This window comes from Paenibacillus sp. FSL P2-0173, assembly GCF_038008045.1.
Lineage (GTDB): Bacteria > Bacillota > Bacilli > Paenibacillales > Paenibacillaceae > Paenibacillus > Paenibacillus polymyxa_B.
In genome coordinates, this window is record NZ_JBBOYK010000002.1 from 517,483 (window position 1) to 530,657 (window position 13,175).

At 44.1% G+C, this 13,175-nt stretch carries 14 protein-coding genes and 1 other RNA gene; 6 read left to right on the forward strand and 9 right to left on the reverse strand.

The genetic code is table 11. The features are described 5' to 3' along the window. Positions 1-75: 75 nt before the first annotated feature. The 4 genes from MKX30_RS12600 to MKX30_RS12615 all read right to left on the reverse strand — a co-directional run bounded on the left by MKX30_RS12600 (position 76) and on the right by MKX30_RS12615 (position 3,506). Positions 76-468 carry a DUF1499 domain-containing protein gene (locus MKX30_RS12600; RefSeq protein WP_013309718.1) on the reverse strand — a complete coding sequence of 131 codons (393 nt, stop codon included), beginning with the start codon at positions 466-468 and terminating at the stop codon, positions 76-78. A 211-nt stretch (positions 469-679) separates the two neighbouring features. Beyond that, a non-coding RNA gene (ssrS, locus tag MKX30_RS12605) (6S RNA) lies at positions 680-874 on the reverse strand. A gap of 58 nt (positions 875-932) precedes the next feature. Further along, the gene (locus tag MKX30_RS12610; protein WP_023988019.1) at positions 933-1,694 is read right to left on the reverse strand and encodes a YesL family protein; all 762 of its coding nucleotides are present in this window, start codon (positions 1,692-1,694) and stop codon (positions 933-935) included. A gap of 222 nt (positions 1,695-1,916) precedes the next feature. Continuing rightward, positions 1,917-3,506, reverse strand: a complete 1,590-nt coding sequence (locus MKX30_RS12615; RefSeq protein WP_023988018.1) for a DEAD/DEAH box helicase — start codon at positions 3,504-3,506, stop codon at positions 1,917-1,919. Between the two features lie 325 nt (positions 3,507-3,831). Between MKX30_RS12615 and MKX30_RS12620 the strand changes: the two genes are divergently transcribed. The 4 genes from MKX30_RS12620 (at position 3,832) to MKX30_RS12635 (ending at position 7,976) form a co-directional block, all read left to right on the forward strand. Next, positions 3,832-4,653, forward strand: a complete 822-nt coding sequence (locus MKX30_RS12620; protein ID WP_023988017.1) for a YitT family protein — start codon at positions 3,832-3,834, stop codon at positions 4,651-4,653. A 172-nt stretch (positions 4,654-4,825) separates the two neighbouring features. Continuing rightward, positions 4,826-5,014, forward strand: a complete 189-nt coding sequence (locus tag MKX30_RS12625; protein ID WP_080683009.1) for a hypothetical protein — start codon at positions 4,826-4,828, stop codon at positions 5,012-5,014. Between the two features lie 216 nt (positions 5,015-5,230). Further along, a complete protein-coding gene (locus tag MKX30_RS12630) occupies positions 5,231-6,409 on the forward strand; it encodes a putative glycoside hydrolase (protein ID WP_023988016.1) in 1,179 nt (392 codons plus the stop codon). Positions 6,410-6,605: 196 nt separating this feature from the next. Beyond that, positions 6,606-7,976, forward strand: a complete 1,371-nt coding sequence (locus tag MKX30_RS12635) for an MATE family efflux transporter (protein ID WP_023988015.1) — start codon at positions 6,606-6,608, stop codon at positions 7,974-7,976. On the opposite strand, the gene MKX30_RS12640 is transcribed toward MKX30_RS12635, so the two are convergent. From MKX30_RS12640 to MKX30_RS12660, 5 genes are all read right to left on the reverse strand, one after another. Further along, positions 7,973-8,182: a DUF3906 family protein gene (locus MKX30_RS12640; protein WP_023988014.1), complete on the reverse strand. Its 210-nt coding sequence runs from the start codon at positions 8,180-8,182 to the stop codon at positions 7,973-7,975. The two genes, MKX30_RS12635 and MKX30_RS12640, sit on opposite strands and share 4 nt — an antisense overlap. Positions 8,183-8,299: 117 nt before the next feature. Beyond that, positions 8,300-9,271: a 6-phosphofructokinase gene (pfkA, locus tag MKX30_RS12645; RefSeq protein WP_023988013.1), complete on the reverse strand. Its 972-nt coding sequence runs from the start codon at positions 9,269-9,271 to the stop codon at positions 8,300-8,302. Positions 9,272-9,294: 23 nt separating this feature from the next. Further along, a complete protein-coding gene (locus tag MKX30_RS12650; protein ID WP_013309708.1) occupies positions 9,295-10,374 on the reverse strand; it encodes a tetraprenyl-beta-curcumene synthase family protein in 1,080 nt (359 codons plus the stop codon). A gap of 244 nt (positions 10,375-10,618) precedes the next feature. Continuing rightward, on the reverse strand, positions 10,619-12,034 hold the full coding sequence (locus MKX30_RS12655) for an MATE family efflux transporter (RefSeq protein ID WP_341062869.1): 1,416 nt from the start codon (positions 12,032-12,034) through the stop codon (positions 10,619-10,621). Positions 12,035-12,241: 207 nt separating this feature from the next. Further along, a complete protein-coding gene (locus MKX30_RS12660; RefSeq protein WP_013309706.1) occupies positions 12,242-12,439 on the reverse strand; it encodes a cold shock domain-containing protein in 198 nt (65 codons plus the stop codon). 173 nt (positions 12,440-12,612) lie between these two features. Here MKX30_RS12660 and MKX30_RS12665 point away from each other — a divergent pair, with 173 nt between their 5' ends. Both MKX30_RS12665 and MKX30_RS12670 read left to right on the forward strand, forming a co-directional pair. Further along, positions 12,613-12,846 (forward strand): hypothetical protein, encoded by a 234-nt coding sequence (locus MKX30_RS12665; protein WP_013309704.1) that lies wholly within the window; start codon positions 12,613-12,615, stop codon positions 12,844-12,846. A gap of 7 nt (positions 12,847-12,853) precedes the next feature. After that, positions 12,854-13,042, forward strand: a complete 189-nt coding sequence (locus tag MKX30_RS12670) for a hypothetical protein (protein WP_025715827.1) — start codon at positions 12,854-12,856, stop codon at positions 13,040-13,042. Positions 13,043-13,175: the final 133 nt, after the last annotated feature.

The following is a 13,175-nucleotide window of genomic DNA, read 5'->3' on the forward strand; positions in this document are numbered from 1 at the left end:
AAAAAGCGAGTGAAGGGTTGCCTTCCTCGCTTTTTTTGATGTTTGTCTGCCACATCACTGCTCACACATCTACAATTACTGCACGACCTTATGAGCGGACAGCTTCTTGTCAATCACAGCGAACAGTTGCAAAATGATGCGGTAATTCGCGCCCAAGTCCCCTAGCGATCCGCGCGAAGCAGAATAAATATCCACCGCACTCCGAACTGGCGAGACGGACAATATAGAAACGGTAATGTCGACAGTTCTACCGAACGCCGTTCGCTTCTCTAACGTAATCTCACCTACGGATGCTACCTCATGGAGTACCTTGTAGCCAGGAATTTTTTTCAAAATAGATGATACTTCTTCCCAAGCCTTGTCTCTCGATAAGTTATAATAGCGTGTCTTCATTTGGGGGTCCTTGACCCGGTCGCTTGTACCTTCTTGGCTGCGCACAATCCCTACCAGAGTCCTCTTCAACGACAAGACATTTCCTCCTTCACGATAATCGTTGCCATAATGCAGCACATCGGTTTTTTTGCTGCAAGCGCTTTATAAAAACGTTAAACAACAAAAACTTAACCGACCATACCTGTGGTATGCGACCTTAGTACCTCATGTCTTAGTTTAACATTGTTACATACAAAAAACACCCTGTTTCTGCACGAAGCATGAACAGAGTGTATTCATTATCTTTGGAGTACCCGCCGATGCCGTCCGACCATAGCGTCTTCTGAACCTGCTTTAGCAGGTGGGTGACCGCAGAATAAACTTTTGAAGTCCCCTTGTCAGGAATTGACAGGGCTTTTCAGCTGTTCATCCGTATAGATCTCCCTAGACATTGTCATTGGTTCAAAACAACAAATGACCGTAACGTGCATCGCAGGATGTGACCTTATTATAGCGCTTCTCACTCAGAAAGTAAATGCTAGGAGAAATATGTTTTATTTTTAGAGGTTATCACTTTTCTTGTCTTCAATGGTTGCCGTATCTTCATCTTTCTGCTTCATCTTTTCCATTTGATCTTGCATTTTGAGGAATGTTCCATAAAAATTAAAGAAAGCGAACCAGGCAACCACGCTGCCGATGAAGAATAGGAAAAGCACAGGATATTTGACTCCAATAAATATAACAACGGCGCTGCCGAGCATGGTGGAAAATACACGGAATGGTCGAATCAGCGTCAATAAAACCGCATTTTTAATAATTTGTCCGGTAGACATATGATAATGAGCCACCATCGAAAAAAAGTTAAACATAGACACAAGCAAAATAATGATAAGAATAAGCATAATTACGCCCACGATTTGCAAGTTGCTGAGTTGTGTCATATATACGGTATAATCCACATACATGATGACAAACAGCAATGTGTAAAAGATACCCCCGATCAGACTCTGCTTATAATTCTCTTTATACCCTTTAAAAAAGGTGCGAAACACGCCCGTATCGGTATCACCCATTACCCATTTGCGAACCACTGTGAACATAGCCGATGTGGCTGGAAATAAAGTAAGCGGTGCCAAAATAGCCATCGCCCAGTTCATTTGTAAAGACTCATTAGCCAAATTCTGATTCATTACAAGTAGTTTCAGTATGAGGCAGAATACAAAAGGCGACGAACATAACACCCATAACAAATTTGTAGCCGCCAGTCGGGTAATCCACTCGGTCAGGCGGTAAATACCACCCATAGCTCCTTTAAACTCCAATGTCAGTCTCTCCCTCCGCAAGCCTTGGCAGTTCCAAGACTCATGTTGCTATGCCTATAAATTCCGGCTCTTGACTATATCATACCGTATTTCAGCCCTAATACGCCAGAGAAATCAATACATGACCCATTAAAGCAGATCGCTAAAAGGTTCATTCATACTGATCAATCATAACAAAAAAGCCGAAGCTTCATCTGCTTCGACTTTTCATTATTTCATTTCTTATTCGGAAGAGGAATCTTCACGTCTTGCAGGACGACGAGTTTCTCCATTGCTGCTCGGGCGTGGTTTACGATCTCCACTGTAGCGGCTTCCTGAATCACGGTTGTAGCCACCGCCTTCTTTGCCACGGTTGTAACCGCCATATCCACCTTTACTTCCACTACCGCCGGTACCGCCAGAACGGTTGGAATTGTAACCACCATTGCTGCGACCGCTATAGTTGGAAGGCTTGCGACCGCCAGAACGCACGTCTGGTTTACGACGTTTTGCACGGATCGGATCTTCTGGAGTCAACTCAATCGATGCTTCTCTTTTCTCACCAGTCATCAGTTTCAGAGCTGCGGAGAGAAGTTGTACAGAATCATATTGCTCCAGCATTTGAATAGCCAAACCTTTGTACTCGTTCAGCTCACCGCTTTCTACAGCCTCTAGGAGACGTTCAGCAATGATACGTTGTTTGCCTTCCAGAGCTTCAGCCAACGTTGGAAGCGGCTTGCGTGGAATGCGGTGACGAGTTACACGTTCGATAAAGTGCAAATGGTCAATTTCACGAGGCGTTACGAAAGACCAAGCTTCCCCTTCTTTACCTGCACGTCCAGTACGTCCAATACGGTGAACATAGCTTTCTGGATCTTGCGGAAGGTCAAAGTTCACAACGTGAGTTACGCCGGAAACGTCCAAACCACGGGCAGCTACGTCAGTCGCTACGAGCACATCGATGCTTCCGTCACGGAATTTACGCATTACAGCATCACGTTGGTTTTGAGACAAGTCACCATGCAAACCGTCTGCAGAATATCCGCGTTTTTGCAGAGCTTCAGCCAGCTCGTCTACCCGACGCTTAGTACGCCCAAATACGATAGCAAGTTCTGGGGATTCCATGTCGATCAAACGGCTCAATGCTTCGAATTTTTGACGCTCAGGAACTTCGATATAGGCCTGATCAATCAGTGGAGCACTAACTTGTTTAGGAATAACTGAAACATGCTCAGGATTTTTGAGGAATTGCTCAGCCAATCTTTTAATATTAGGAGGCATTGTAGCCGAGAAAAGCATCGTTTGGCGCTCGTCTGGAACTTGCTTCAGAATGGATTGAATATCTTCCATGAAGCCCATATCCAACATTTCATCTGCTTCATCCAAAACAACTGTGTTTACATCTTCCAGCTTGATGGTTTTGCGATTAATATGGTCAAGCAAGCGTCCTGGCGTACCAATAATTATTTGAGGTTTCTTTTTCAAAGCACGAATCTGGCGTACGATATCTTGTCCACCATAGATTGGCAAAGTACGAAGACCTTTGAAACGGGAGAGTTTTTCGATTTCTTCAGCTACCTGGATAGCAAGCTCACGTGTTGGTGCCATGATCAGGGCTCTGATTTTTTCGTCGCTTCTAGAAATTTTGTTGATCAGCGGAATACCAAACGCAGCAGTTTTACCAGTACCTGTTTGGGCTTGGCCAATCATGTCTCTGCCTTGCAGTGCAATCGGGATGGATTGGGATTGAATTGGTGTTGCTTCTTCAAAACCCAGTTCTGTAATCGCCTGAATTACTTTCGGTTCAAGATCAAATTCTGCAAATGTCGTCAAATTTATTCAAACTCCTTCATAATGGTGGATGTGGTGGACAATCCACAATGTTGTCTGTATTCTTAAGTAGCGATATTATTGTATAAGTTTTCCCCAATACAGTGACAGTTTATTTAGACCTATAACTGCATCTTTCTGTAATGAATTTGGGGAACCTATCCGATACATCTTAAACGAATTTATCCTTTTTAAAACAGTTTAAATTTTAAGTGTTTCTCTGGACATAGGTCCCTACTCAAGAATATCCACATCGCATTATAGCACAGAACAATTCATGAATACCAGCAAGTTGCTTCCCGTATAATTTAAATGAGGTGAAATTAAGTTGTTAAAAATAGTGTTAAACTGCTTAACTGTCATTTTTGGAGCCGCTGCCATTGCATGCGGTTTTAATCTGTTTCTCGTGCCACACCACTTGCTGAGCGGAGGAGTAGCCGGGCTTTCCATGTTAATCGGCTACTTCACAAAATTTGATATCAGCGCGATGTATTTTATTATCAATATCCCGATGCTTATTGCAGGCTGGTTTATTTTAGGCAAGCGTTTTATTAGCCTGAGCATTTTATCCGTTGTCGTTACAACGTGGATTTTGGCGTGGGTGCCGGTGCAATCTGTCGTGTCGGACCCCCTGCTGGCCTCCGTTTTTGGTGGGGTAATGATCGGCGTTGGAGCAGGAATTTCCTTTCGGGTAGGAGGGTCCACGGGCGGTTTTGACATTATCGGTTCCATCGTCACTCGTTATCGTGACTTCCCCGTAGGAACTGTACTTGTTGGCATGAATGGACTGGTCATTCTTGCAGCAGGATATTTGAACGATGATTGGAATATTGCACTTGCGTCGATGCTATCTATTTTTGTGACTGGCAAGGTATTGGATCAAATCTATGTCAGTCACACGAAGATTACTGTCTACATTATTACAGAGCACACCGACAAGCTACTGGAGCGTATGTTGACCACACCACGCGGTGTTAGCAAAATAAAAATTGAAGGCGCATTTTCACATACCGAAAAGGACATGCTGATGACTGTCACGACACGCTACGAGCTAGTTGAATTAAAACGCATCATTAAAGAAGTGGACCCTTCTGCTTTTGTCAATATTGTGGAAACAGTTGGGGTGATGGGTTCATTTCGCCGAAGATAAGCACAAACCCAAGTGTCAAAATACAGTTTCTGTGGTACACTATATGTGCGCTGTTCCCATAGTATATAAAGACCAGCTTTACCTGCTATTTCACAGGCACTTTGCTTTTCCGAATCGTATTGAATGATTCTTTTGGAATGATTCCGAGCAGGAAAGGGTGATTTTTGTGGAAATGGAAACGGTAAAACTGTCCGACATTGTCTTAAGATGGTACCCGGAAATGCTCCCTTCTCTCAAAAAGGATGAGCTTAACTCGATGATTGTGCTTCGGGACGGGATGGCCATACTCAAGCCAACGGATGCGCTAGAAATTATTCAGTACAGTATTTGCGAGCATCAAGACAATAATTATCTTCAATAAATTTCTTTACCAAGTGCCGCTTCTTCCGGTTGCATCTACGACCGCGAAGAGAGCGGCATTATTTATGCATTTTTATGGATTCAATGAACACCGGTTGGGTTAATCATGTAAGACTGTGCCTGATGATTCCAGTATTGGTTACAAGCGTGTTGTTTTTCGATACATAACTTTACGTATAATCAGGTAAGCGACATACATAAGGGAGAGAGTTAGGAAATGAATATGATTTGGGCAATTATGCTATTGGCGATGGGGATAGGCGGAAACGGGGATCAGTCAGCCAACGCTCCAAATGTAAAAGATACGGTGGCAACAACAATTAGCAGAGCCATGATTCAGGCTCAGCACAATAATATGAAGGTGGATGCCTCCAATCCTCCGGTTAAAATTGACCCACAACCGACGACTCCTGCTATCAAGGGCATCTATGTCACGGCTTATAGCGCAGGCGGTTCGCGTATGACCCAGTTGCTTGAACTGCTTGACAAGACAGAGCTCAATTCCATGGTTATTGATATTAAAGACGATGCAGGTTACATCACTTATCCAACGACCACTCCCGAGCTGCTCAAATTGGGCAAGCCGCAAAAATTCATTCGGGATATTTCCGGTTTGATGGACCGATTGAAAAAGCATAATGTTTACCCGATTGCTCGTATTGTCGTATTTAAAGATACGGTACTGGCCAACAAAAATCCCGAGATGTCTTTCCGTAACCCTGACGGCTCTGTCTGGAAAAACGGCAAAGGAGACGGGTTCGTTAATCCCTATAATAAAGAAGTATGGGATTATAATATCGCCATCGCTAAGGAAGCAGCCAAACTTGGTTTTAAGGAAATTCAATTTGACTATGTACGTTTCCCCGAAGGCTTTGAGAAAAGAGCAGACAAGCTGAAATATACCAAATCAGATCAATCCCGCTCGGATGCAGTCGCTGAATTCGTACAATATGCCCGCAAAGAGCTTGCTCCATTAGGTGTACGAGTATCGGTAGATATTTTCGGATATGCTGCATCCGTTCCTGCTGCGGAGGGGATCGGACAGGATTTCACTAAAATCTCCGAAAATGTGGATGTCATTTCGCCCATGGTTTATCCAAGTCACTACACCACAGGCTGGTTCGGTGTAAAAGATCCCGATAAAAATCCTTACCAGACGATTAAAGGCTCCATGGCCGATACCCACAAAAAGCTCGATCCGACGGGCAAGCTAAAGCCAATTATTCGTCCTTGGATCCAGGATTTTACCGCAAGTTGGTTGGGGAGCGGACATTATGCCAAGTATGGGAAAACTCAAGTAGAGGATCAAATTCGCGCGCTTAAGGATATGAAAGTGGATGAATATTTACTCTGGAATGCCACAAACCGCTATACAAGTGGAGTAACTTACAAATAATTTATCCCTCCGGACTTCTCGTTCTCTTATACAAAATTTAGAAATTATATAATTATTTCAAAGGCTGTCCCGTTGTTTGGCGAACGGGTGCAGTCTTTTTTATTACTGTTCAAATGTAGCGGTATCCCTTACAATAAATACTTACATGTTATGATATATACAAATAATCAATCCCTAGTAAATGAGGAAAACAAAAATGCAATTGACACTAACAACGGGGCAGAAATGGAAGCAGCTTTTCTACATTTTGCTCCCTATCCTGATTACCCAGCTTGCACTATCTGCCATGACTTTTTTCGATACGAATATGTCAGGGCACTTTTCCCCTGCCGATCTGGCTGGAGTAGCCATTGGAGTAAGCCTATGGGTTCCTGTACAAACAGGCCTTAATGGAATACTTATGGCTATCACGCCCATTGTATCTCAATTGGTAGGAGCACAGCGCAAAGATAAAGTCTCCTACTATGTCATTCAAGCACTTTGGCTCTCTCTCGCCCTGTCTATGGTCGTTTTGATTGCTGGCATTATTTTGGTCAAACCTATTTTGAACGGTATGAATTTGGAACTGAGAGTTCATAATGTGGCCATATACTACCTTTGTGCCATGGCCTTCGGGATTGTTCCTCTATTTGCCTACACTGTGCTCCGAAGCTTTATGGATGCATTGGGACAAACCCGCTTTACGATGTTAATCACGCTCATGTCGTTACCCATCAATGTATTGTTAAATTATCTACTTATTTATGGAAACTGGGGTTTTCCGCGTCTGGGGGGTGTGGGTTCCGGGGTAGCGACGGCGACCACCTACTGGATCATCATGCTGGTTGCCGGTATCACTGCGCATCGTGGAAAAATATTTGCCGAATACCGAATCTTTAACAAAATATACGGGATTGCTGCTGGTGCTTTGAAAGAGCTCATCAAGATTGGAGTACCGATTGGATTTGCTATATTTTTTGAGACTGCCGTCTTTTCAGCCGTCACCCTCTTCATGAGCAGTTATAATACAGCTACCATAGCCGCACATCAGGCCGCCATGAACTTTGCATCTACGCTGTATATGATTCCACTCAGCATTTGCATGGCACTTACGATTCTGGTTGGCTATGAAACAGGGGCTACTCGCCCGCGGGATGCCAAAGCTTATAGTGTAATGGGTATCAGCAGCGCAGTAGGTCTATCACTGATTACAGCTATTGTACTGCTTATCTGGGGTGAACAGGTTGCTCGACTTTACTCCACCGATCCGCAGGTCATTCAATTGGCACAGCATTTTCTAATCTATGCGATTTTCTTTCAGATATCTGATGCTGTCGCTACACCTACACAAGGAGCGCTACGCGGGTATAAAGACGTCAATCCAGCCTTTTTGCTCACATTCCTCTCCTATTGGGTCATTGGGCTTCCTGTAGGATATATACTGGCACGCTGGACTTCATTGGGGCCCTACGGCTATTGGATCGGTTTGATTACAGGATTGGCAGTAGGCGCTATTTTACTTCTCTGGCGTCTGGTGAAAGTACAACGTCGTTTCTCCGAAAAAAAACAACACGCAGAGGCTATTTAGCCTTTGCGTGTCTCGATTACATATGCTGCGCCTAAAGTTATTCGTTTTTTCTCCACAATCGCCACTTCGTTCAGCTTGGGAGGAAATAGAAAGTGTCTCTCCACATGTTGTTCAATCTCCTCAAATGCCTGTTCTTCATTTTCAGCAGCGAGAATGACGGTCAGCGCTCCTTCCGAACTGTCCACTTCGATTTTGAATAGGTACATGTATGACTACCTCCTGATAGGATTCAAAGCTAAAAAAATAGCGGATGACTCGGGTCATCCGCATAATTTTGATCTTTTCCAATATCAGAGCCGATCTATTTTACATAAAGGCTCTTATTATTGGGACAAACGCAAGGCCAGCTCATAAAGCTCCATATTGAAATCTTTTTTGGTATTTACAACCTTATCAATATCTGTAGCTACCAACTTACCGTCGATCGTTCCGCAAGCCTTGTCAGATATGCCCTCGATCAATTGGCGAACAGCAAAGTCACCCAAACGGCTCGCCAGGTTGCGGTCAAACGCTGTTGGTGTGCCTCCACGTTGGATGTGTCCAAGCACTGTAACACGAGGCTCATAATCCGGACAGTTTTCTTGGATAACCTGTGCTACTGTTTCGCCTTTGCCTACACCCTCAGCAACAATAATGATACTGTGGCGTTTGCCATGCTTAAAGTTTTGTTTCATCCGATCGGATACTTCATTCAGATCAAATTCTACCTCAGGCACCAAAATCGTTTCTGCGCCAGAAGCCAGCCCTGCATGCAGAGCAATATCGCCACAATGACGTCCCATAACTTCCACGATGGAAGAACGTTCATGCGATGACATCGTATCACGCAGCTTGTTGATTGCGTCCACTACGATACTAACCGCTGTATCAAAACCAATAGTGTAGTCCGTGAAGGAAATGTCATTGTCAATCGTACCCGGAAGACACATGGTTTTAATGCCTTGCTTGGTCAGTTTGTTAGCTCCTTGATAGGAACCGTCTCCACCAATCACGACTACGCCGTCAATTCCACGGTTACGCAAAATTTGAGCGCCTTTTTTCTGTCCTTCTTCAGTCGTAAATTCCAGACATCTTGCAGATTGAAGTACAGTACCCCCACGTTGGATAATATCTCCAACGCTTCTCAGATCCATTGGAAAAATATCATCGTTCAAAAGGCCTTGATAACCGCGTTGAATCCCGAATACTTCCAGTCCAAAATACAATCCGCTACGTACGACGGCGCGAACTGCCGCGTTCATCCCTTGTGAATCTCCACCACTTGTTAATACTGCAATTTTCTTAACTGCTGTCATGATTTATGACCTCCTCAAAATAATCATATAAGCCTTCTTATCCATCGACTGTTTAATAAGAAAAACAAACGCATGAGCGGACTATTTTTCATTAAACGTCTCGAAACAGCGCGAACGTCCTGCTGCTCGCTAACTTTAGGGTCGGATAAATATAAAGCCAGCAATCCCTCGATAATCATCCGGTGAAAGGAGCTGGCAGGGACATCTGCAATATCAGCCCGCGCCCGATTCACAACGTAGGCGATCCGGTCTAGCATCATGTCGGTATCTTCATAATAATTGCAAAAGTTAAGATCTCCGCCCTTCCGGTCTTCGTCTTGATCGATTAGATAATCCAGCAAAATATGAAGACTGCACACATGTGGAAAATACGATGCATGTATTGAGGCAGCCCCTGCATCGGTCAGATGCTGGTCGCTGGCAGCAAGAAACAGCATAAAGACCCCCAGAGTTGAACCGGTAGCCGCAGCAAACTCATTCCAGCGCAACTCTGGTGTACGGTCTTTATGAAGCGACCACCAGTCCAAAAGCGCTTGTTCCCGCAGCTCGGGTTTAATATGCTTGTATACTTGCAAATCCGTGTATAATCGCGCCAAATCCTGAACGTAAGGCATTGCCGCCTCATAGCCCGGAAGCCTGCTTACACAAGACTGACAGGTTGTCACCAGCCCGGTCAAATAACCGCCATCCTCCTGCTCACGACGCAACTCATAATAATTCACTGGCCTAGCCGTCGGATTAACCGCATCCAGCATAGCCTGATGCAACAGCCTGAAATCATCCGGGTCCATGGACGTACTGCGATCACACAGGTTGTCCAGATAATCACTAATGGTCTGATACGCTACGATCAGCGGAATTAGCGTCTGCCGGGCAGACATATTGGCTGCGGCATAAACCGCCCCACCCACGCAGTGAAACGTCTTATCCGCTATGCTCGCAAGCGCCTGGCTTCGCAGCTCAGGGTCCGGAATTTGTTCGGCCTTGCTCTTCCAGTTACTCAATTCTAGTTTCGTTTCAGGGAGAATGTGCTTGTACATTCGGCTCATTAGACCTATGGGGCCTCTCGGTACTTGATAACGTCCTTGCTCAACATAACTCAAATGACGGTGCCTCCACATTGTTGTCTACGTAATTATACCTATCCAAACCATATCCATTATAATATGTTCGTCCTTTTAGCACAAATGAACAACCTCACTTTTTTCTTTAAAATTCAAGAAAAATGAGCTATTCTCACAAAAAGACTTTATACCTGTAATGTTTTATTAGTCAAAAATAGGAGTTACACAAAATCTATCCTTATAAGACTTTAATCGCAAATAGTATAAATGGCCTACCGCCAACCTATCCCTTGTCCTCTGCTGGCTTCACCCCTTGGATTCCCTCTCCCATGCTTGCCTGCTTCCATTTCCCGAAAGCATAATAGAAAATGACTGCTACGGCAGAGATAGCAAAACCAACAGGAAAACTCCACCATACAGCATCTAGACCATACTCATCGACAAATGCATAGGCCAAAGGTATACGAATGCCCCATAATGAAATAATGGTAATTAAAAGCGGTATCATTACGGAACCCGTTGATCGAACAACACCTGTAATGACATTGGTAACACCGAATATAACAAAAGACCACAAAGTGATCAGATTAATCCGCATGCCCAATTCCAATGCACCCCCCGTAGAAGGAAGGAACATGAGCAAGGCCTGACGGTTAAACATGTAAATTAATACCACAGCTCCACCAGTCAACACAAAATTATACACAATCCCAATCCAGGTTGTCATGCGCACTCGATCCCAACGTCCGGCTCCGATATTTTGAGCGGCAAAGGAAGATACAGCTGCACCTAACGCCATTGCCGGCATCTGCACATAGCTGGACAAATTATTGGCTGCTGTATAAGCTGCTGCTGCCACTGTTCCGTAGCCATTAATCAGATTCATTAAAGCAATCGCGCTGGTGGAGACAGCAATCATTTGCAACCCCATCGGCACTCCCTTACGGATTAGGGTCCAAATAATCTTCCAATCAAATCTGAGTAAATGAAGCTCTGAAGAAGTAATGCGCAAAAAATATTTTACTCGATATAGGTAAATGAGGATCAACACAAAGCTAATCCCTTGAGCGATCAGGGTAGCAGTAGCGGAGCCTCCAATGCCCATAGCAGGAATCGGTCCCCATCCGAATATTAACAGCGGGTTGAGTAGTACATCCAGTACGACAGAAACGATTAGAAAATAAAATGGTGTTTTGGAATCTCCAGCGCCTCTCATTACGGTCATTATGTAGTTATAGCCGTACAAAAAGGGCATACCTGCGAAAATAATACGTGTATACGTGATCGCCATATCCACCGATTCGGCAGGTGTATTGAGTACATGAAGAATCCAAGGCGAACTCAAAAATCCGATAATACCTATAGCAAAAGCGAGCACCAGAAAAAAAACTGCACTTGTACCTACTACACGCTTGGTTTCAGCTACGTCTCCTGCTCCGATATTTTGTCCGATCATAATGGTGGCCGCCATGGTGACGCCAAAAATCGAACTGATAAGAAAAAACATTATAATATTTCCGTTGGAAGCGGCAGTCAATGCGGCTTCTCCCAGAAACTTTCCAACCCAGATCGAATTGATCGTTCCATTCAGGGATTGCAGAATGTTTCCGAACAGCATCGGCAAAGAGAACATAAACAGCGTTTTGGCAATAGGACCTTCAATCAGGGAAGGCTTACGACTAGCCTCTGCTGCACTCATTTTCTCAACTCCTTCAATTAAGATGTCTTCTGCCTAGTTTTATTACGTATAATACCCTATTCCTGCTCAATCTTCTCATATCATAAACGTATTTACGCAAAAAAGCGCAGTCCCTTAAATGTAAGGAACTGCGCTCTCAATTCATAGTTTAACCGTAATATATAAGACATCCGTAGAAACGGAACCATTCTTACAATTCAGTTACACTTACAGTTTGATTACGTTAGCTGCTTGGGGTCCACGGTTACCTTCAGTAATTTCGAATTCAACCGCTTGACCTTCTTCCAAAGTTTTAAAGCCGTCGCCTTGGATTGCGGAGAAATGTACGAATACGTCCTCGCCACCATCCATTTGAATGAAGCCATAACCTTTTTCTGCGTTAAACCATTTAACTGTACCTTTCAAGTGAACAACCTCCTAAAAATACCGCCATCTATGGCGAATATCCATATTATACTTCATGCTTTTTCACAATGCAATTGATGTTTTTCCTGGTTTTTCGGGCTGGAATGATTTGCTTTTGCGGCGGAAACTGCGGTATCATGAACCAAAACATCTATAAAATCGGAGACATGCATATGATGAAAAAACACGAAATATACAAAAAAGACAATTGGAACATGATGACTGTCGAGGTGCAGGGCCGTTACATCGTTCTACGGGAAATATCCGATGATTGGGGCGAGGAAGCCCACACGTTTTTAAGCCGTCCGGCGCTGATGCATTGGGCTCAAAATCGGTTTCCCAAGCAGTCCTTTCAAGATAATGAGGAAGAGTGGCAGCGGATCATGAACGCTTTCAAACAGGTCTAGCCTATTCATGGTGTCCAACAGCTATCTCATCTTCATTATTCTGGCCTTCACGCTGGGCGGAGTGCTGATCATGAAGCGTGATACGATACCGACTCCTCTCAAAAAGTGGATGGCCCTCACTGCTGTAATCATGGTTTGCCTTGCCTTTTATCTTATTGTATACAGCTTATTAAATATAGGTTCCAACCCACAGTAAGGAAAATTATACTTTCGGGCGTAAGAGGTCATACTATGGCATAACAAGCCATGGTATAAGGAGGATCTGCCGTTACATGCATCCTGTAAAACCTCTTGCCCTGCTGCTTACGGTAAGCGTGGCGGTTTCTTCG

Coding starts and splice junctions, on each gene's coding strand:
- MKX30_RS12625 (WP_080683009.1), top strand. CDS start 4,826: ATGGAAACGGTAAAACTGTCCGACATTGTCTTAAGATGGTACCCGGAA.
- MKX30_RS12630 (WP_023988016.1), top strand. CDS start 5,231: ATGAATATGATTTGGGCAATTATGCTATTGGCGATGGGGATAGGCGGA.
- MKX30_RS12635 (WP_023988015.1), top strand. CDS start 6,606: ATGCAATTGACACTAACAACGGGGCAGAAATGGAAGCAGCTTTTCTAC.
- MKX30_RS12640 (WP_023988014.1), bottom strand. CDS start 8,182: ATGTACCTATTCAAAATCGAAGTGGACAGTTCGGAAGGAGCGCTGACC.
- pfkA (WP_023988013.1), bottom strand. CDS start 9,271: ATGACAGCAGTTAAGAAAATTGCAGTATTAACAAGTGGTGGAGATTCA.
- MKX30_RS12655 (WP_341062869.1), bottom strand. CDS start 12,034: ATGAGTGCAGCAGAGGCTAGTCGTAAGCCTTCCCTGATTGAAGGTCCT.
- MKX30_RS12665 (WP_013309704.1), top strand. CDS start 12,613: ATGATGAAAAAACACGAAATATACAAAAAAGACAATTGGAACATGATG.
- MKX30_RS12670 (WP_025715827.1), top strand. CDS start 12,854: ATGGTGTCCAACAGCTATCTCATCTTCATTATTCTGGCCTTCACGCTG.